Origin of the sequence: Sporomusa rhizae (assembly GCF_041428845.1) — a bacterium.
Lineage (GTDB): Bacteria > Bacillota > Negativicutes > Sporomusales > Sporomusaceae > Sporomusa > Sporomusa rhizae.
This window is the reverse complement of record NZ_CP156925.1, coordinates 1,364,543-1,384,707: the sequence shown is the minus strand read 5'-3', so window position 1 is coordinate 1,384,707 and position 20,165 is coordinate 1,364,543. Positions and strand designations below refer to the sequence as shown.

The window sequence follows — 20,165 nt, the reverse complement described above, 5'->3', positions numbered from 1 at the left end:
TTTTTTATACTTGACTAACCATGAATCACATCACTAAATTCGTCAAAAATAGTTAACCTGTCTAACGGCTCAAAGCCGACAGCTCCCTCATAATGTCCGCGTTCCCAGTCAACGCGGGTTGCCCAGCCAAACTCGGCCATAGCATACTCAGCAGTCGCCTTAATGCTATATTCGTGCAATTCCGGTATATCGGTTGCGTCTGGTGTAATAGCAGCAGCAAATTCGCTTACGATACGGATATATTGCGCTTGCGGCAAACCGGTGATGTCAATCGACTGGGTTCCATTTTGCAAGCGAACTCGCTTAATACCCTTTATAGTTTCACCGTCATCGGAAACCTCTACCATAGCTTGTATGGAAGCCGAACCAGGAATAGTAGCTTTGGCCGTTAACACGTTAAAACTCCAACGCCGTTTTTCCGCTTTATAGGCAGGTTTAAAATCGACAGGCCGCCGCCATTCGGTCTTATGGATGCCCCGCGTTTCAATATCCCTGAAATCAAGCCAGACCAGTAGATCTTGCTCGTGCGAACCCTTTGCCTCCGGGTGTTCATAAATATACGCGAGTTCTTCCTGACTGAGTTTTGCTTTGTAAAAGCGTACCTGTCCAATTTGCGCCGGCAGATGGGTAAAATATTTCGGCCTGCCGATTTCCGGAATAACATGTCCAATATACGAATAGCCGACAAACAGCGGAAACCCTTCCCAATTACGCAGCACTTCATTTTCTGCTATCCCGGCAATTTGGGCTACCTGTTGACAGTCGACGTAGGATGCACCGCCGGTCTGTTTATCAAAGACTGACGTATATTGGGCCCAATCTCCCTGTTTGATTTTTCCCCCTTGCCAAGTATATTCATTACTGCCATGGCAAGTACCCCATTTCAAGCCGCCACTTCTTTCCACAGCCATCCGCAAAAGATACGTTGCCCCCCAGCCGATGGAAGCACCTTTTAACAAAAGAGGGTTATGCCCCATCTCCTCTTCGGTTGCCAGCCGGGTAATATTAGCCCAGACCACCCCGGTGTAACCGTCAGTTACCCGCAGGTTTTCACTGTCCGGAATCTCAATATAATCACCGTAGTCAGCCAAGGTTACGGTTACTCCATCCTTACCGCTGGCTATTCGCGGTGCTCCGCGTAACCAGGCATGGTTGCCTCTGCCTGATTTGTCCCGAATGACCGGGCATCCTTTTAACGTACCCTGTATTTTTACTTCCCGTGGTTCTAAATGTGCAACTCGCAGTTGATAAACGCCACCCCGGCAAAACTGGTAAACAAACTGTATAACCCGTTTTTCATAGGGTAGTAATTCTAACTTTTTACAATCGGCCCTGTTATCATCAATATAAAGATCGATTTCCGCCATCGTTACCGTATTATGGTTATTTGTCACAACTGCCGAGACAAACACACAATCACTATGCGGCCCCTGACCGACTTTGACCTTGCAATTTTCTAAGAAAAATGGTTCCAGACGCTTAACCTCGATGGTTTTCGTTACGCCGCCAACAGAGATTGTATGCTTCCCGGCGCCGGTAAAGTTATACCCGGTTTGCACCCTTTTTTCTTCCCCGGGATTTAGAACAACAACACGTTCTTTACCGCTAACCCCAAACAGATTCTGGACGGTAACCTTATCATTATCCCTAATCGCAAGCGTAACGGCAGCCAATCCCTGTCCTTGGTTGCTTGCTGTTCCCTCAATCAGGACAGTATTACTTTGTTCATCAGCCGAATTTCGGATCGCAATATCTGTAAACACCACTTGCGGCTCTTGTTTGACAAGTATAACCTCATCAACAAGTTTACTTTCATGCGTAGCAGTAAAACCGTACGTTTTAAATACAAGTTTTTCTCCCGAAATGCAAATACTGCCGTAGTTGGTGGTTCCGGTAGCTACTATTTCGGGGAAATCGGGCAATATCCGTTCACCCGCGGTACCGTAGTCAATCGTACACCCGGGATCGTGCGGGCTTCCCTGCGTAATATAGACAGTTTTTGCACCAACGTCCGGATTAACAGATATATTTTTTATATAATAATGGAGATGACCGGCCACAACTAAATCGACATTATGCTCTTCCACCACGCTGACAATCCGTTTGTTAGTGAACTCGTCTGTATAAGGGTGATGCAGAACAACAATCCGCCAGGTTGAATTTTGCGCATCCACGGACTGTAAATCCTCGTGCAACCAAGTAATGGTGTCGTCAATAATACTCTGCGTCACTTCACCCACCGGATAGTTGGAACCAATTGCATTCATTTCATAAAAGCCCCACGGATTACTGTTAAGCATCGTAATATGGGTATTACCATACGTGAAGGAAAAATTGCGCCCTGTTCTATCGGTATGGTAGGTGTCTTTTTGGGGCTTTAGCAGCATGTCATCAAAATAAGGCCCTTCATCATGATTTCCGTAAATATATACAACAGGTATGTGCTTTAAAAAGTTGGCGCCTTTTTGAAACCAATTGTTGTTATATTGTTCTTTTTGAAAACCAGTACCCATGGAAATGTCACCCGAATGGACGATAAAATCCGGCTGATACTCTATAGCGGCCCTGGTGAAATCCTCACAGGTAGTGAACAAATGCGAATCGCTCAAGGTAACTATCCGTATTTCGCCCGGATTTTCCTGTAATGTTTTAAAACTTCCTATCCGGCTTTCTCCCGACTCTAATTCGATTTTATAGGAATAGGATGTAGCCGGCAGTAAATTGGTAAGAGTTGCCCGGTACATGGCTATTCCGGCAGGACTGTCTTTCCAGTGAGCCCCTTGCTGACACGGCACGGTCATCTCATTACTAAAACTTTCCTGTACCCCGTATAATAGTTTGGCTCTAACAGGTATATTGGTTTCCCAGGTTATGGTTAAACCCGTGGCAGTAGGTGCTAATAAATAGGGCCCGTTCACTATTGCGGATAAGCTATTCACTGCTACTCCTCCATTTAAAAAAAGCAAGATAAACTCATACTTAATGGCATTAATGAGTTTTAATAGTCATGTTTTTTAGCCCAATCTGACCAGCTCATAGGTAAATTGTCCGGGCTTTGTCTTACGTAATCATAAAAATGCTTGATAAATTGGGCACGTTCAATATACGCTTTGCGTTTCCAATTCTTTTTAGTTGGCGAAACTTCACGCAAATCGACAATACCAATCAGTGCCTGCCGCTTCATAATATCGTCAAAACTGACTTTTTTGGCATTTTTCAATATATCAGCCATAGCCATAAAAATAGTGGTACGGCCCATGCCGGCATAGCAGTGGAAATGCAGCCACGTATCTTTAGGTAATTGTTTATAAAACTGCAAAAACTTATCTACTTCCGCATCGTCCGGACGAAAATGATCCGCTAATGCCAGGCGGTAATAACCTGCCCCATGCGCTCTGACCACTTCTTCTTCTGTACGGACGCTGTTCACAGTCAGTTGAAAGGGTTCTCCCAATTTATCAGTGGAATCATTATATTTGTAAATAGATACCGGCGAATTAGCCAGGGCCTCCTGTAATAAAGCCCGCTCAATGGGTATGACCTGTTCCAGCGTTTTGCCGTCATTTCCCCAGTTGTTATCGGCAAACCAACTTACTGCCATCCCATCTAAATAGCCGTGAGATTCTTGCCGCAAATCGACTACGATCACTTTTTTACTGGGGATCTTCGCTAACAGTTGTGTTAATTCCAATTCGGAAAATATACTGCTGCCGGAGATATGTAAGTCGGCTAAGCCTTCCTGGGAAGGCAGTTTAGTCTCTTTCGTCGTGACTTTAAAAGGATCAGCGGATGTTCTAAAGTTTCTTGGTAACTGTAAAATATCTTCGCGGTCAACTTTTAAAACAGGAGCTTTCGACATTTCGTTGGCCATCGCTGCTAACGAAACCTGACAAAGTAAAATACCTGTCAAAAACAAGGTACAAAGCAAGGTTTTGAATGACACTCTTCGCATAATTCTCTTCCCCCTTAAAGCGGCTCATTACCGGTTATTGCTACGCATGCTTACAGCTTCCATACAGCGAATGGTTATTCGCAGTATGGAAGCTATAATTTAGTCTAGGAATTCCGGTTCAAATGGGCCATAATCTTTTCCATTGAACTGTTAATTACGTTTTCTAGCGGATACCCGCATTCTGCCAACATCTCGCAGGCATAATCAAACCGTCCTACCACCATATGATAGTGCGCATCTGAACCTACAGCCAGCTTAGCCCCCCAGCGCTTGGCATAGTGGATAATTTCAGCACAAATTTCGCGGCTGCCCGGGCGGGCCGCCGGTGAACTGTTGTTAATCTCCAAAGCAACTCTATATTCGGCTGCGGCTCTCACAACCTCTTCCACATCGATGGGATACAGCGGCGCATCCGGATGCCCAATGATATCCACATGCGGATTAATAATGGCTCCGATATACATTGCCGTATTTTGATCAATAGTGCCTACCGGTGTGCATTCTTTGTGGCAGCTGGCAATGACCACATCCAGCTGAGCCAGCCGGCTTTGCTCCATATCCAGCTCACCACGAAAGTTCATGATATTAGCCTCCGCACCCTTTAACACTGTTATCCCAAACATCTCAGAGGGAATATCGCGGTAGGTATTAAAATAAGCGTCTTTCACACTGCCGGGATAGCCAGGTCCGTGTTCTGTTAAAGCTACTGCCTGCAGCTTACTATCAGCGGCAGCCCGGATTACCTCGGTAACTGTGCTAAATCCATGTCCACAACTCAAAGTATGTGTATGCAAATCAGCAACAAAACCCATATACCTCACTCCAAATTAGTGTCCGCAGCTAACAGACTGCTCAGCAGTTTTTTCTTTTTTCTTCGCCCATAAGGTGGGGATAAGTAAAACAATCATAATAGCAACCGAGCCCATCCAGAACATCATAATGTTATCAAAATTATATACTGCCTTGCCATTTACTATCGTTTTGCTGGCGTCCATCAGCCAGCCGTTAGCAATGTCCTGGATTGCTGCTCCGGCATAAGCCAGTAAACCTACTGTCCCCATAGCTGCCCCGGCTGCTTTTTGTGAGCAAAGGTCAACGGCCAGCATACCGCCAACAAAGCAGAGGATAACACCTAACCCAAACCCGAAGGTCGCAACCCAAACGGTATCCAGCAAGTGGTTCCCGGGAGGAGTTAAACAGAAGCCGACAATGCCGGCCAGCATAACAAAGCCGAAGAATATGGTTGTTAACGCATGGTATGATTTGAAAATCTTGTCAGAGATAAAACCGGAGGCAAAGGATCCCAAGCCACCCATCAGTGGTGTTACAGCCAATACACTGCCTGCGGCCACTAAGTCATAACCCTTACACTCTTGCAGGAAGATTACGCCCCAGCTGTTAATCGAGTAACGGGCAACACCCATAAAGGCAGCGCTCAATGCAATTAACCAAATATACGGATTTTTGATTACTTCGAGCTGCGCATCTCTTGTAGTCTTAACTTTTTCTTTCTTTACCTCTGCAACTTCACCCTTGAACTCATTAGCGGTAGGCAAACCATAGGCCTCAGGGCGGTCCCACATGAATTTATACATGAGGTAAGAAAGGAATATGCAAGCTAGTCCAGGATACAAGAAGGCCGATTGCCAACCAAAGTGAACGATTAGCATGGCGGAAAAGATAAAGGTTGCTCCTTCGCCAATATAGTGGGCAATACTAAATACCCCGTATTGCGTTGCTACTTCTTTCTTAGAAAACCATTGGGTTATGGAAACAATACACGGCGCCGAACCCATCGACTGAAACCAACCATTAACAAACCACAGAACTAAAAATGCATAGAAATAAGGGGTAAACCCAAGGATAACATTCACTATCGCACAGCCTAACAGACCAACCGGCACTAACTTTTTAACATTACAACGGTCACCAATAAATCCATGAAAAAACTTACCAAAAGCATAAGCAATAAGTAGTCCGGCACCGATTTGACCGAGCTCCGTGGCAGTAAAACCTGCTTGAATCATTGGTTTCTTAGCAACACCTAAGGTCATTTTCACTACATAATACATGCCATAACCGATAATCATGGCCGTCATTGCCTGCCATCGCGCCTTGGTAAACATCTGTTTAATTGTTTCGGGATCTTCAATGCGCGGTTTGGCTTCGCCAGTTAAAAACCACTTGAAAATGTTCATACCGTACTCTCCTCTTGAGATATATTTTCGGCCCAATAAGTATTTATTGTATGTTGTTCACAGAATTTTCCAAAAATACTCATTGTGCTGAATTCCCTGTCAGTCAGTCTTTTCCGAAAATTTCTCTTAAACCATAGCCAGTATAGACAATCTTTTATTGGGAGTACCATCCGGACGCAGCGTCCGGATGGTACCGCCACAGTTAGCTTAATTATGCGCAGGCTATTCTTGTAATGTAACGGGTCTGCCTTCTTCATATGACTTCTTGGCAGCAAGGCCGATAAGTACCGGTTTTAAACCGTCAATACCGGAAACCACGGTATCTTTGTCGTTAACCACACTATTAAAGAATTCTTTCATTTCAGTTTCAAAAGACTCCATATATCTTTCCAGGAAGAAATACTTAGGTTTGTCGGCAGTTACCGCAGTTTCTGTGCTCAACACAACAGTAGTGGGGGCATCATTGGATACGGAGATACCGCCTTTAGTTCCCAGTATTTCTACGCGTTGGTCATAGCCATATACCGCTTGCCGGCAATTATCAATTACACCAATCGCCCCATTCTTGAATTTAAGGCTGATCAGGGCCGTGTCCACGTCACCGGCTTCTCCAATGGCTTTGTCAACAAGTACGGCAGCATTGGTATACACTTCGGTAACTTCGCTGCCAGTCAGATATCTGACCATATCAAAGTCATGGATGGTCATATCGAGGAACATACCGCCCGAAACTTTGACATATTCAGCAGGGGGCGGAGCCGGATCGCGGGAGATCACTTTGACAATTTGCAGTTCACCAATGGAACCGTTCTGAATAAGTTCTCTAACTTTTTTGAAGTTATGGTCAAACCGCCGGTTAAAGCCGACCTGGAACTTAACCCCGGCTTTCTTAACTGCGTCAAGGGCTTGATGGATGCGGTCAACATCGTAGTCGATCGGCTTTTCGCAGAATATATGCTTGCCGGCCTGAGCGGCTTCGATCGTAATTTGAGAATGGGTGTCGGTGGAAGAACAAATAATTACAGCATCAATCTCTTTATCCTCAATAATCTTTTTATAATCGCTGTACACATGCTGAATTCCTAAGCCGGCCGCCCAGTCTTTGACCTGCTCGGCATAAATATCCGCAACGGCTTTGACCTCGACATCCGGGAAGTTCTTAACAATGTTGCTTGCGTGAATTTTACCGATTCTACCGGCTCCAATCACACCTACCTGAATTTTTTTCTTCATATTCCGGCCTCCTTATAGACTTGTTTTTTCTTTGATATATTGTCTTGCTTTGATCGCATATTCAAGCGGATTGGCAACAGCCGGATCCTGCTCTGCTTCTACGATAAACCAGCCTTTATAATTGTGTTTACCAAGTTCGGCAAATAGCGGGGCAAAATCAATCATGCCATCCCCCGGTACTGTAAAGACACCGGCTTTTACCGCTTGCAGGAAGCTCATTTTCTCCGTTTTTACTTTGGCTAACACTGCTTGGCGGATATCTTTTAAATGAACATGTTTAATGCGTGCAGCGTATTTTTTAAGCACAGTCTCCGGATTTTCGCCGGAAAAAGTTAAGTGGCCGGTATCAAATAACAGATACACAAGAGTAGGGTTGGTTAATTCCATCAGCTTATCAATTTCAGCGGTCGTTTGCACCCCGGTACCCATATGATGATGGTAAACAATGTTCATTCCTTTTTCTTGCGCCAGTTTCCCCAGCTTTTCCAAGCCTTCGGCCAGCTTCTTCCATTCTTCTTCCGTAAAGACCGGCTTAGCGTCGAACACCGGAGTATCCATCATGCCCTGAATGCTGTGGCCTTGTTCCGCAACTACAATAACTTTTGCCCCCATAGCATTGAGGAAATCACGGTGCTGAATAAAGGCGGCTGCGGTCTCTTCAAAGGGCCTAGTAGTCAGGAAGGAGCTGAACCAAGCGCTGGCAATGCGAATCCCGCGTAATTCTAACGCTTTTTTCAATACAGCAGTGTCTTTGGGATACTTGTTGCCAACCTCGCTGCCGGTAAATCCGGCGAGTGCCATCTCGCTTACGCATTGTTCAAAGGTGTTTTCTCCTCCAAGTTCGGGCAAATCATCATTGGTCCAGGCAATCGGGGCAATACCTAAATGTACTTCGGCTTTATCAAACATCTACTTGTCCTCCTGACTAAAATTTTCTGGTCTTAGCAATTTCTTGCACTAATTCAGCATGGGCTTTTACCACAGCCAGGTTCTCCGAAACTTCCGGCACTCCAACCCGCCACCACGCTTCGTAGCCTCCGGTCATGGTTTTAGGCAGTACCTTAATGTCAATAATGGTAGATACCGTATCTTTTTTCGCATTTTCCAGCGCCTCAGCCAATTCAGCTGCTGTTCTCGCCGTATAGCCTTTGGCACCATACCCTTTGGCCAAAGCCGCATAATCTACTGGTACATCCGGTCCTGTCAGCCGTCCGGTGGCAGCATCCCGGAACTTAGTTTGGGTGCAAAAAGAAGGAATGCCTTGTGAGTTCTGCAGGTTTTCGATACAACCGAAACCGCAGTTATCAAATAAAAGAATGTTAATTTTATGACCTTCCTGAATACTGGTTACTAATTCGGAGTGCAGCATTTGGAAACTGCCGTCCCCCACCATGGAGTAGACTTCCCGTGACGGTTCAGCCATCTTGACCCCTAACGCGGCGTTAACCTCGTAACCCATGCAGGAGAAACCGTATTCCATATGATAAGTCTTGGGCTTCACCGGGCGCCAGAGCCGCTGCAAATCACCAGGCAGACTGCCTGAGGCACCCACTACCACAGCATCGTCACCAATCCTTTTGGCGATTTCCCCCAAGGCCCGTGTCTGAGATAGTCCCTCCGCCTCAAGGCAGAACAAACGGTCAACTTCTTTGTCCCATTCAGCCTTAGCAGCCGCTGCTTCTCCGGCATAGCCCGACTTATAACCGGTTTTCTCCAGTTGCGCACCAAGGGCTTGGAACGTTACTTTTGCGTCGGCAATAACTGTTGCGGCATTCATCTTATATGCGTCAAAAGAATTGACGTTAATCGCCAGTAACTCGGCCTCCTGGTTTTGGAACAACCATTTGGATGATGTGGTAAAGTCGGATAGTCTTGTACCAACCGCGATAATTAGATCAGCCTCGGCCGCAAGTTTGTTGGCAGCTAAGCCGCCGGTAACCCCCACTCCGCCGAGGTTTAAACGGTGATTCCAGGGAACAGCGCCCTTACCGGCTTGGGTTTCACAAATAGGTATGTTAAACTTTTCGGCAAATTGGATAAGTTCGTTGCCGGCTTCCGAATATACAACACCGCCGCCGCAGATGATAATAGGCTTTTTCTTGCGGGTAAGCTTGGCAGCGGCCCGTTCAATTTCGCCCCGTGAGGGCAGACGGCGCTCTATATAGTGAATCCGTTTGGCAAAGAATTCAACCGGATAATCGTAGGCTTCGCCCTCTACATCCTGGGGCAGGCAAATAGTTACAGCCCCCGTTTCGGCCGGATCTGTCAGCACCCTCATCGCGTTCAGCATGGCCGTCATCAATTGCTCCGGCCGGGAAACTCTGTCCCAATAACGGGATACCGGCTTAAACGCATCATTAGCGGTAATAGACAGGCTGGCCGGATTCTCCAGCTGCTGCAATACGGGATCCGGTTGTCTGCAGGCAAACGTATCGCCTGGCAATAACAACAGCGGAATACGGTTTACAGTTGCGGTACCGGCGGCAGTAACCATATTTAGAGCACCAGGCCCAATCGAAGAAGAGCAGGCGATGATTTCCCGGCGATTCTTTTGCTTAGCAAAACCAGTCGCTGCATGAGCCATACCCTGTTCATTTTTGCCCTGGTAAATCACCATGTCGCCCTGGTACTGTTCCAGTGCCTCACCAAACCCCACGACAATGCCATGACCAAAAATAGTAAACACGCCTTTTACAAACTTGTTGACTACCCCGTCAAATTCCACATATTGATTATCAAGAAACCTTAGTAGTGCTTGCCCCATGGTAAGCCGAACTGTTTTCATCACGCGATCCTCCTTGCCGGGTTATTTATCTGGCCACATTTTCGCATTTTTATCGGTAACCCACAGATGTTCCGGTACAAACACGGGGTATTCCGGATTTTTATAGGGATTGCCGTCAAGATGGCGGATGACCCAAATGTAGTACATGGCATAACCAGGTGCGGTTGTTTGCGGGTGTGTAGCATTATCCAATATTTTGGTAGTATCGTTATGCTTGACTTTTACTACATCCTCACCCAATTCACAGAAACCGTAGCCGTTTTCCGGATTAAATTTATAGAAATAAATTTCGGGCTGAGGGTGATAATGCGGCGGATAACTCGACCATTTTCCCGGAAAATCAACGACTTCACCAACTACCAGATTGGAATAAGGTGCATTGCTGTAATCAAATACCGTACGGACAATCCGGGTAGAGCATTCCTTAAGCGTTCCTTTGCCGCGTTCCTCGGACCGGCATTCTTCCGGCGTATAGAGTTTAGCTGTAAACGTATTTGCATTAGTTGTTTTGGTAATATTCAATTCTGAATCAGGGGCTACGCCAGTGATCGTAACCGTTACATTTTTCGGCACATGCAGCACCCAAGGATCAGCGTCAAAACAGGAGCTTCTGGCAATCGTTTTTTCCTGCCCGTTCCAGCCCAGCGTAACTTCGCCCTGCAGCAGCAATATGGCGCTTTCTTTTTCGGCCTCAAAGAGAGTTTCGACCTGTCCTTGTGCCATACGTAATATCCCAAAATCCATCATTGTATTTGCCTGGGTTTCATCCATCGTAGTGATTGGATTATAACCATATTTGAATTCTTGCTCTTGCCTGATTCTTAACATTTGCCGCCCTCCAAACCACTTACCTTTTCTTTTCTTGCCAGACCCGCTAAGCTCTGGCTACCATTTCCCCGAATTCGGCTTTTTTCTGCCGGATGAATTCCTGTATTTCCTCCACCCTGGGCATGGCATCCGAGCAACTGTGACTGGATACTAGCATCGAAGCTGCGCCGCTGCCAAATTCCAGGCAGTCAACAATCGGCCATCCGGCCATTAATCCGTAGAGAAAGGCCGAAGCATAGGCATCGCCGCCGCCAAAAGATTTTAATGACTGTACAGGGAAAGGCTTAATTTTGTATACACCGCCATCATGAGAATAGGCAGTTGAACCGGCCTTACCATGTTTGATTACAATAATCTTATTGCCACAGGCCAGCCATCTGTCAGCCGTTTGCTGATCTGTGCTGCCTGGATTACTTTCCATAAAATCAAATTCTTCCCGTGATCCCAGGATGATATCACTGGAACGAGCCACCATAGAATAATAAACAAGCAGTTCTTCTGTGGCCTTCCAGGTATAGCTGCGATAATCGATATCAAAAATTACTACCGTTTTATGACGTTTGGCATATTCCAAAGCGAGCAGCGCCGCTTCGCGTGATGGGCTGGCAGCTAAGGCCGTGCCTGAAATGATAATAGCCTTAGCATTTTTTATATACTCTTCCTGAATATCTTCCGTCGCAAGCGCCAGATCGGCTACACCATTTCTATACATAAGAATGCTGCTCTCGCTTGGACTGAGGATTTCTGTAAACGTCAGCCCCAATGATTCCCCGTTTTGGGCAACGGCAATATTGGAAGTATCTATGCCTTCTTTTTTAAAATAGTTAGTAACAAATCTTCCAAACTGGTCATCAGACACTTTGCCAATAAACCCTACCCGTTTACCAAGTCTGGCCATGCCGACCGCAATATTAGCCGGTGATCCTCCCAGATATTTTTTAAAAGTAGTACTCTCTTCCAGCGGTTTATTCAAATCTACCGGATTAAAATCAATGGCAACCCTGCCAAGAGGGATGATATCCAACCTTCTCGTATTATCAAACTCAATGACCGCCACTAAAGTCACTTCCTTTACGCGTGATTATTGCTCTGAAATGCTTCAATATGATGTTTTACACTTACATAGGCTGCATCTATTATGGAATGATGATATGTAAAATAGTCTACTTGTTTATTTAGCTGTAAAAGTTGTTTTACCTGTTCGACTATGTTAGTTAAAGTGGCCGTTTGCACATTTATCTTTTTTATGCCGCATTGTATGCATTGTCGAAAGTCATCAACTGTTATTCCCGATCCTCCATGCAATACCAAGGGCGCTGCTACTACACCATCAATTTCCCTTATTCTTTGAAATTGCAACCGTGGTTTGCTTTTGTATATACCATGAACATTGCCGATGGCAATGGCCAGCGCGTCTACCCCGGTGCCCTCGTAGAATTGTTGCGCATCACACACTTGGGTTGTCACCATTTCAATATCTTCGGAGTTATCTTCACTGCCGCCAACTCTACCAATCTCAGCTTCTACCGAAGCACCGTAATTTCTGGCTAGTTTGACCACTTTTAGCGTCTCCGCGATATTTTTCTCCAGTGGCAGGTGTGAACCGTCAAACATGACTGAAGTAAAGCCAAGATCTAACGCTTGTTTTATGACTGCCAAATCTGTACCGTGATCAAGATGAACAGCTACCGGTACCAGCGCCCGTTTGGCCGCTTCCAGCATCATGGGACCAAGCAGATGCAGCGGCGAATGCTTTAATCGTACTTGTGCCGCTTGCATAATTATAGGGGATCTGGTTTCTTCAGCCGCCTTGATTGTTCCGATTATCGTTTCCATATTAACAACATTAAAAGATCCTACCCCATAACCTGACTGGTCTGCTTCTTGCAAAATTTGTTTTAACGTAACCAATGCCACCGGACCTACACCCCTTTAAAAAGCTTCTATTTCCAAAGTTTTTTATAAATCTCAATAATATCTTCTTTACTTACATCTCTCTGGGTATTCGCCGGACTGCCACTGACCAGAGCGTCGTTAGCCATTTTGTCTATATTCTCAAAAAACGCTGCGCGGTCAACTCCGAACTCAGCTAAGGTGGGTATATGAATATCAGCACACAACTTAACCACTTGGGCTACCAAAGTTTCAGCAGCCGCCATTTCACTCGTGCCCTCCTGACAAAGGCCAACCTCTTTCGCAATAACCGCAAATCTTTCCGGTGCACCGGGCGCTGCAAACTGTAAGCACTCTCCCATAAGCATTGCATTCGAAACCCCGTGCGGTACATGAAACAATGCTCCTATTGGCCGGCTCATGCCATGAATGATAGTTACCGACGAATTATTGAAGGCAATTCCTGCTTCTAATGATGCGATTGACATTTGCTGTCTGGCCTCCAAGTCACTGCCGTCAGAATAAGCTTTCTGCAAATTAGCAAAGATTCGCTTGCAAGCGGAAAGAGCAAAAGTATCTGACAGGGGCTGCGCTTTTTTGGAAGTATACGCTTCAATAGCGTGGGTCAACGCATCAATACCTGTGGCCGCAGTTACTTTCGGCGGAGCGGATACTGTGAGCTCCGGGTCGACTACAGCCAAAGCCGGCAGCAATACTGCGCCCTTTAACAACATTTTTACATTTTGTTTCGTGTCCGAAATTATGGTAAATTGGGTAGCTTCCGAACCGGTACCTGCCGTTGTCGGAATTGCTACCATGCCAGGGAGAGGATTCTTTATTTCTTTTCCCATGTATTCATTAAGCTGTCCCTGATTTGTTGTCATAGCTCCGATTGCTTTCATAGCATCAATGGGACTGCCTCCGCCCAAAGCGATCAAAAAGTCACAATTAGCTTGGGTGTAAAGTATTACTCCCTGATAAACCATTTCGTCGGTAGGTTCATTATTTATTTCAGAAAATAATTCATAGTTAACTTCGTGTTTGTCTAATACGTCAGTTAACTTTTTTACATTTCCGGTGCCTACCATCACAGCATCTGTTACAATTAAAGCTTTCTTACCAAGTTCTCTTATGTAACTGCCTGATTTATCCAGTGAATTGATTCCCGTGATGATTTTCTGAGGAGTCAGAAATAAATTTGCCAAAAACAACACATCCTCCCTAATTTATAGTTTACGATATAACCATATCTTTCATATCATGGTTACATTTTGGAGATTTTTTGATTATGTTTTGCTTACATTTTTATTATATTACGCTTTTCTGATAATTTCAATATTGTTTTTTTCAAAATCGCAATAATTTTATATACATTTTATTGCGTTTTGGTCATATTACTTGTATGTCTTGGCACATGTTACTTATTTTTTAGATACATATTATATTTTTTTGATTATTTGATTTGTTATTTACTTGTATTTATTATATAATATAACTATTCATAGCCTGGATAACTTAAAAATAACATGTATTGCTAACCAAAAAATATATAGTAGGTGAAAATTTGAAAGAAGATAGAATTCAAAAATTAAAGAACTATATACTCTCCAACGAGCGAGCATCCATAGAAGAATTATGTAATGTATTTACTGTTTCAAAAAACACCATGCGCCGCGATATTAATGAGCTGGAAAAGCAAGGAACGATAAAGAAGGTCTATGGCGGTATTGTCCTGAACGACAAAAAAACAACCGAACCTTTTGAGTCCAGAGAAGAAAAAAACACCAGCGCCAAACAGGTCATAGCTAAACTAGCCTGTGATTTTGTCCAGGACGGTGACATCATTTATATAGATTCCGGTACCACGACCATGCATATGTTACCGCATCTGGCAGAGCTGAGAAATCTTACGATCATTACCAATAATCTTAATGTCATCCTTAGTTCGTTGCCTTATTTGCATCTCAATGTGTTATGTACAGGCGGGACTCTATTCCGAACAACCAACTCCTTTGTCGATATGGATGCCATTAACTTTCTAAAGAAATATAACATCGCCAAAGCTTTTATGGCGTCCACCGGTATCTCTATTTCTAAGGGAATTACCAACTCATCCTCATTTGAGTATGATATCAAAAAATATATGGTGGATAATTGCGACATGGTTGTTCTGTTAGCCGACGAGACCAAGATCGGCCGGGTTTCGTTAACAACGTATTGCGACTTAAAAGATATCAATGTATTTGTAACGAATGCTAAGCCAGACGATGAATACGTTGACTTCTTTGACAAAAATAATATTAAATTAATAACCCCTCAATAAAGAAAACACGGCTTACACCGAGCCTTTGGCGAAAGTGGAAGTCGATGTTGCCCTTATCCAGGCGAAAGTTATACTTTCTATCAGGATAAAAGATACCTGCCTTAAGTCAACCTAAGGCAGGTATATCTATTCTTCCAGCAACACTTAGGCACACCGGCTTAGTACTACGGGTCGGCACTCCCACCAATTATGGCGAAAAAAGAGGTCATCTTTGTTATAAAAACTAACAAAGAATGACCTCTTTTTTATTAAAATTACTTGCCGGTAAAAGCAGCCTTGCGTTTTACTCAGCTCTTGTTCTTTTTAAAATTTCCTGTTTGGAATGCTTTAATGCTGGCAAGTATAGCCCATAAAATCATCATAAAGCCAATTACTAAGAATGGGAATACCATGTTCATTCCGAGAATTTCTCCAAGTTGAGGATCAACATTACCTACTGTCACAACAATTATCAACGCCAATACAATCGCTATCCCCGTAATAATTGGATGCTCTAAAAAGAGTGAAAACATAGTACACCCCTCCCATTATACTATGCCGCAACATAGCAAGGATTCAAGCTTTAGTCGGTACATGCCGTTGCTTCTCCCGCCACGAAACACTATCCCTGTCCCCTGTGTTTCTATGATGCACCCTTCATTTGGTGTACAGCCTGCCCCTATGATCCCCTTATCGTTTTTTGTATCAGGAAGCAAAATTAGCGTCCCCTTTCTTCTGTAAAACCATCAAATGATAATTCCCCGTAGGAGAAACAGGCTTTCAAGAGCGCCGCGGCCTCCTTATGCTCGACATTTGCGCGCGCGCACCAATGTTGAGAACCGTCCTGCTTCGTACAAAGCAACAGCAGCTTCATCCGGCTTCGTTCTTCCGCGCGGCAGAGAAGCAACTTGGCCTTCCCCTCCGGGATTTCGATCGGCGAAAGGAATTCCAGCCCTGCCGATTCGCCCTCACGCAAAGCGTAAAGTGCCTTCTGCACGTCATCCCAGGTAAAATTCGACGTCGGCACGCCGTCCACGCTGATGAAATTGAAAGGTTGTGCGGAAGCGGCGGCCATAGCACGTGTCGGCGGCTGTACCTCAGAAAGGCACGCGAGCAACTCTTGCTCGTTCTTTGATACGAGCAATGGGAGATCCGTTATGTCGCCGACAAATGCGTTCGGCAGCCGCCCGGAGAGATAATCAGCCGCATCGTCGAGATCAGACTCATATGTCATTAGATTGCACTGCAAATTGTTGTCTTGATCCATAAGATACAAATGATAGATGCTACGCGGTGAAGAACCGACTAAAAAAATCGTCTCCCTAAAAATCCCGCATACGCGGTCAAGACGCATCGCCTCATCGCCCATGACCCATACGCTTCCAACGCGCAGTTTACCGAACGCCACAACGTTTTGCGCGAGATCGGCGTCGATTTCGGCGAAAAGTTCTTCGGCCTTTTGTTTGCGGTCGGTTCGCTGTGAAAGCACCGATTGCGTCAGTTTGCCGCTCTCACTGAAAAAAGCGCGGTAAAACGACAATGCGGCACGCCAACCACCCCCGATACACATCAGTACCAGCAGAGTGGTAATTCCAATGTCCATTGCTGAAAAACGTATCTTGCCGTCCAGGACTTCATACAGAGTGCCTAAGCTGCCAAAAAAGCCTATCAGCGCCAGCATTAGCCAGGCGACGCCGCGGCCGAAGTAACGCAGCCGTTCTTTTCGTATATATGCTTTTATCGTTTGCTCCATTTATACTCCTTTCCTATCGACGCGTCCACTTGCGAGAAAAGAAACTTTTTTTGAACCTGGCCCGCTGCGCTTGGGCGTAGCTGTCCCAGTCTGCGACGACGTCGTAATACGCGATCGCTTTCTCGTAGTCCTGATTCACGACAATACCATCGGCGTAGACGTCGCCGAGGTCACCGCATAAAATACCGCGTATCTCTTGTGAGAAGAGATACCGCCCCTTTTTCTCATATTCCTGCGCGTCGTGTTTTTGCGCGGTGAGTAACAAATCAAGCCCCTTCTTTTCGTCTTTCTGCGTTCCCTCGCCGCGCAGCAAAACGTGGCCGAGCAATACGTACGCCTCCTTGTCATCCCCTTCCACGACCGCACGCTGCGCCCAATAAAACACTTTAGCGGAGTCCTTTTGGACCCCCTTGCCCTGATAATAGAGCAGCGCCGTCATATATTGAGCGTCAGTGAGACCCGACCTTGCGCCGTTTTCATAGCAGCGCAACGCCGCCGCGCGATCCTCCGGAACGCCGTTTCCATTCAAATATTGGTTTCCCAATATAATCCATGCGCTCGCTTGCCCCATGCCGGCGGCGCGCTGCAAATATTTATGGGATTCCGCGTAGCATCCGTTATGATCCAAATCCCAGCCGTAATTGTACATCCATACCGGGAATCCCGCCTCGGCGCCGCGCCTCGCAATTTCAAGCTGCTGCGACTTGTTCTCTGGATAACCATTTGTGCCGTCATAAAGCGCATACCAATTGTTTACCGCACTCTCAAGACCGCCTGCGGCCGCTCGTTCGAACCACGGTTCCGCTAACTGAGCCATCGCGAGTTCCGCGTTTTCCATCGTCTGATACTTTTGGACCGCCTTCGTTCCTTCGATCTCAAAAATATCCCACCAAAAATAGGTATTACCGATGATATACTGGCAGAACGGATGCCCTGCTTCGGCTTTTTTATATACAATATCCCAGGCTTCCTTAAGCGACGCGAACGGCATCGATCGACGCTCATACAGTGTGAGTACACCGCAGCGCATCGCAATCAATACGCCGCACGCGCTGCCCCTTTGAATGCTCTCGCGCAGCAGCTTCTCCGCCCGGTCATCATCCTCGTCCAAACCGCTGTATTGCCATACGTATTGAGCACCCATATACGTACGCGCCAAAAAACAAAGCGCATCGGCGTCGCCCTCTTTGGCAGCCTCTGTCAAAAGCTGCCGTCCCTCAAGCATTTTTTCTCTGTCATGTTGCATCCACACAAAATCAATGCCCCGTTCCGTCTTATCGGAAAAATATCTGCCCAACACAAACACCCCTTATAATATGTGCTCTCACCCACATTCTCGAACGGACCGCATCGTAAAATTTTTTCACTAATTATTTCTTTGGTTTTACAAAATTCCCTTTAAAATGCAGTCATGTAATACTTATTCCTTTTTTGTAATTATTTTCAATTTTCTGAGGAGACCACTTTAAAAAACAAACCTTCCAGTCTTTCTGTTTCTTTGATGCATTCAGGCCCCCATAGAAGAAAAGAAGCCAACGGATTTTTGTCCGTTGACTCCTTTTATTTAGACGGAGATGTTGTCTTGCCGTAGTCCGGGCACTGGTCTTGGGCCAGACGGTTCAGGTTGTCATAGGCATATTCGGGTCGAAATGAACAAGGGACAGAGAATTGACTTACCTCAATGTCATAATTGCCCGGCCATCATGGCAAACTTTAGGCCTTCATAAAAACCCTTAGTATAATTCAGATAGCTGATAGTTAGTTGTAATGTTTCTGCAGCCTCTCTAATATCATCAGCTAGCATTTGATCGGTAAGTTTATCAAGCAAAACGCCTAATTTAAAATCCTGCTTTCGATACTCACTCGATAAGCCCTGCATGACTAATTTCGTCTCTAAATTTTCCTGACGACTGAATATAAACTCTTGCCAAGCATGTTGAAAATCCCCAACCGGTAATTCCCGGCCGGTTCTTACATCAGTAATAGAACTTTGGCGCAAAAATTCTTCGATATCGCACTTATTCATATAATTCTCTCCCAGCCATCATTTATATTTTCCTTGCCGCACGACCGTTTTTCATATCAAAATACCGCCTTTTTACCATCCGGAGGCTCTCTATGCCCTCCTGCAAATACCCATGAATGGATTTTTACAGGAGGAAATTAAAAGGATCACATATGCAGGAGTTATTCACCCTACACATGCGATCCAATCGTTCGTTGTACACTATCAAGATACAGGAAAACACCCTAGAAGAACACGTCAGCGTGTCCCGCTAAACCATATCAAGATATACTCAAGCGAATAATGCATGCAGTCGCTCAGCCCCTGCCTTATACGCCAATCCTTATACCCGAATTGTAAACTTGTACTCAAGATAACAAATAGGTATAATAAAATTGTCGTCGTGGACAGTTCGCTGTTACGTGTAGGTGCCTGTTCACCTGCTCGTGCCTATAGGTGTTCCACCACCTATGTGACTCGGCGACTTTATTTTTTTAAAAATTCCATCTATTCCTAATAATAGTATCTTTTTACATGAATTGCAAGTACTTATGGTAAATATTGATTTGCTATCAAGAACACTTCTAGCATCGGTTTACAAACTAAAGAGGCAGCCGGTTAGAGGATTAATCCCCCACCGGCTGCTTCTTACTTTTGCACATACTATTTCCGGTATTAAAGAACCAAAAGACACGATATTGTTGCAGTTACCAATACTATGAAAACCTACTGAGCTATTCTTCCATACCGTGGCTCTTCTTCCACCCGCACCACCTGATCAATATAGGTAAATTGCGGCTGCGCCCCGCCCTCACGCGTTACAGCATACAAATATTGCTGGCCCCAATCGTTTATGAGTAAATACTCTTCCCCATTTTCCGTAATGAGCATTGTTAATTTGATTGGCCTAACTTCGGCACATTCAATTTCTTTATCCGCGATATGCAGCGTCACCATAATGAATACCCCTCCCTTTTTACCCTACGGAGGCTCTATGCCCCTCCTGCAAAAAACCATGAATGGGTTTTTACAGGAGGAAATTAAAAAGGATCACATACGCAGGATTATTCACCCTACACATGCGATCCATCGTTTATTGCTACAGAATCAAGATACAGGAAACACACTAGCAGAACCCGTAAACGCGTCCCGCCAGACCGGTATCAAGATATATTCAAGCGAGTAGTGCATGCAGTCGCTCAGCCCCTGCTCTATA

17 protein-coding genes are annotated in these 20,165 nt (G+C 45.2%); 1 reads left to right on the top strand and 16 read right to left on the bottom strand.

Annotated elements, in window-relative coordinates; translation table 11 throughout:
• Window positions 1-14 precede the first annotated feature (14 nt).
• From SRRS_RS06100 to SRRS_RS06050, 11 genes are all read right to left on the bottom strand, one after another.
• Window positions 15-2,939 (bottom strand): metallophosphoesterase, encoded by a 2,925-nt coding sequence (locus SRRS_RS06100; protein ID WP_371367154.1) that lies wholly within the window; start codon window positions 2,937-2,939, stop codon window positions 15-17.
• 59 nt (window positions 2,940-2,998) lie between these two features.
• Window positions 2,999-3,952 carry a protein tyrosine phosphatase gene (locus tag SRRS_RS06095; protein WP_371367152.1) on the bottom strand — a complete coding sequence of 318 codons (954 nt, stop codon included), beginning with the start codon at window positions 3,950-3,952 and terminating at the stop codon, window positions 2,999-3,001.
• 104 nt (window positions 3,953-4,056) lie between these two features.
• Complete coding sequence (locus SRRS_RS06090; protein WP_371367150.1) at window positions 4,057-4,764, bottom strand: phosphatase; 708 nt, start codon at window positions 4,762-4,764, stop codon at window positions 4,057-4,059.
• Between the two features lie 15 nt (window positions 4,765-4,779).
• Window positions 4,780-6,150 (bottom strand): MFS transporter, encoded by a 1,371-nt coding sequence (locus tag SRRS_RS06085; protein WP_371367148.1) that lies wholly within the window; start codon window positions 6,148-6,150, stop codon window positions 4,780-4,782.
• Between the two features lie 222 nt (window positions 6,151-6,372).
• Entirely contained in the window at window positions 6,373-7,383 is a 1,011-nt protein-coding gene (gene iolG / locus SRRS_RS06080; protein WP_371367146.1) for an inositol 2-dehydrogenase, read from the bottom strand.
• Window positions 7,384-7,395: 12 nt separating this feature from the next.
• Entirely contained in the window at window positions 7,396-8,292 is an 897-nt protein-coding gene (gene iolE / locus SRRS_RS06075; RefSeq protein WP_371367144.1) for a myo-inosose-2 dehydratase, read from the bottom strand.
• A gap of 16 nt (window positions 8,293-8,308) precedes the next feature.
• Window positions 8,309-10,168 carry a 3D-(3,5/4)-trihydroxycyclohexane-1,2-dione acylhydrolase (decyclizing) gene (gene iolD, locus SRRS_RS06070; RefSeq protein ID WP_371367143.1) on the bottom strand — a complete coding sequence of 620 codons (1,860 nt, stop codon included), beginning with the start codon at window positions 10,166-10,168 and terminating at the stop codon, window positions 8,309-8,311.
• A gap of 21 nt (window positions 10,169-10,189) precedes the next feature.
• A complete protein-coding gene (locus tag SRRS_RS06065) occupies window positions 10,190-10,996 on the bottom strand; it encodes a 5-deoxy-glucuronate isomerase (RefSeq protein WP_371367141.1) in 807 nt (268 codons plus the stop codon).
• Window positions 10,997-11,042: 46 nt separating this feature from the next.
• On the bottom strand, window positions 11,043-12,053 hold the full coding sequence (iolC, locus tag SRRS_RS06060; RefSeq protein ID WP_371367139.1) for a 5-dehydro-2-deoxygluconokinase: 1,011 nt from the start codon (window positions 12,051-12,053) through the stop codon (window positions 11,043-11,045).
• A gap of 14 nt (window positions 12,054-12,067) precedes the next feature.
• Window positions 12,068-12,913 carry a class II fructose-bisphosphate aldolase gene (locus SRRS_RS06055; RefSeq protein ID WP_371367137.1) on the bottom strand — a complete coding sequence of 282 codons (846 nt, stop codon included), beginning with the start codon at window positions 12,911-12,913 and terminating at the stop codon, window positions 12,068-12,070.
• A 26-nt stretch (window positions 12,914-12,939) separates the two neighbouring features.
• Window positions 12,940-14,094 (bottom strand): iron-containing alcohol dehydrogenase, encoded by a 1,155-nt coding sequence (locus SRRS_RS06050; RefSeq protein WP_371367135.1) that lies wholly within the window; start codon window positions 14,092-14,094, stop codon window positions 12,940-12,942.
• Between the two features lie 359 nt (window positions 14,095-14,453).
• Here SRRS_RS06050 and SRRS_RS06045 point away from each other — a divergent pair, with 359 nt between their 5' ends.
• Window positions 14,454-15,212, top strand: a complete 759-nt coding sequence (locus SRRS_RS06045; protein WP_371367134.1) for a DeoR/GlpR family DNA-binding transcription regulator — start codon at window positions 14,454-14,456, stop codon at window positions 15,210-15,212.
• A 287-nt stretch (window positions 15,213-15,499) separates the two neighbouring features.
• Here SRRS_RS06045 and SRRS_RS06040 read toward each other — a convergent pair whose 3' ends face one another.
• From SRRS_RS06040 to SRRS_RS06020, 5 genes are all read right to left on the bottom strand, one after another.
• On the bottom strand, window positions 15,500-15,724 hold the full coding sequence (locus tag SRRS_RS06040; protein WP_371367132.1) for a hypothetical protein: 225 nt from the start codon (window positions 15,722-15,724) through the stop codon (window positions 15,500-15,502).
• A gap of 185 nt (window positions 15,725-15,909) precedes the next feature.
• The gene (locus tag SRRS_RS06035; RefSeq protein WP_371367130.1) at window positions 15,910-16,944 is read right to left on the bottom strand and encodes a hypothetical protein; all 1,035 of its coding nucleotides are present in this window, start codon (window positions 16,942-16,944) and stop codon (window positions 15,910-15,912) included.
• Between the two features lie 13 nt (window positions 16,945-16,957).
• A complete protein-coding gene (locus SRRS_RS06030; RefSeq protein ID WP_371367128.1) occupies window positions 16,958-18,241 on the bottom strand; it encodes a tetratricopeptide repeat protein in 1,284 nt (427 codons plus the stop codon).
• Between the two features lie 387 nt (window positions 18,242-18,628).
• Entirely contained in the window at window positions 18,629-18,970 is a 342-nt protein-coding gene (locus tag SRRS_RS06025) for a hypothetical protein (protein WP_371367126.1), read from the bottom strand.
• A 705-nt stretch (window positions 18,971-19,675) separates the two neighbouring features.
• Window positions 19,676-19,906, bottom strand: coding sequence for a hypothetical protein (locus SRRS_RS06020; protein ID WP_371367124.1), 231 nt, complete (start codon window positions 19,904-19,906; stop codon window positions 19,676-19,678).
• Between the last annotated feature and the right edge of the window lie 259 nt (window positions 19,907-20,165).

Bases quoted from the DNA above. Each gene is read 5' to 3' on its own strand.
- SRRS_RS06040 (WP_371367132.1), bottom strand. From the start codon at position 15,724: ATGTTTTCACTCTTTTTAGAGCATCCAATTATTACGGGGATAGCGATT.
- SRRS_RS06035 (WP_371367130.1), bottom strand. From the start codon at position 16,944: ATGGAGCAAACGATAAAAGCATATATACGAAAAGAACGGCTGCGTTAC.
- SRRS_RS06085 (WP_371367148.1), bottom strand. From the start codon at position 6,150: ATGAACATTTTCAAGTGGTTTTTAACTGGCGAAGCCAAACCGCGCATT.
- SRRS_RS06020 (WP_371367124.1), bottom strand. From the start codon at position 19,906: ATGGTGACGCTGCATATCGCGGATAAAGAAATTGAATGTGCCGAAGTT.
- SRRS_RS06095 (WP_371367152.1), bottom strand. From the start codon at position 3,952: ATGCGAAGAGTGTCATTCAAAACCTTGCTTTGTACCTTGTTTTTGACA.
- iolE (WP_371367144.1), bottom strand. From the start codon at position 8,292: ATGTTTGATAAAGCCGAAGTACATTTAGGTATTGCCCCGATTGCCTGG.
- SRRS_RS06025 (WP_371367126.1), bottom strand. From the start codon at position 18,970: ATGAATAAGTGCGATATCGAAGAATTTTTGCGCCAAAGTTCTATTACT.
- SRRS_RS06090 (WP_371367150.1), bottom strand. From the start codon at position 4,764: ATGGGTTTTGTTGCTGATTTGCATACACATACTTTGAGTTGTGGACAT.
- SRRS_RS06065 (WP_371367141.1), bottom strand. From the start codon at position 10,996: ATGTTAAGAATCAGGCAAGAGCAAGAATTCAAATATGGTTATAATCCA.
- iolG (WP_371367146.1), bottom strand. From the start codon at position 7,383: ATGAAGAAAAAAATTCAGGTAGGTGTGATTGGAGCCGGTAGAATCGGT.
- iolD (WP_371367143.1), bottom strand. From the start codon at position 10,168: ATGAAAACAGTTCGGCTTACCATGGGGCAAGCACTACTAAGGTTTCTT.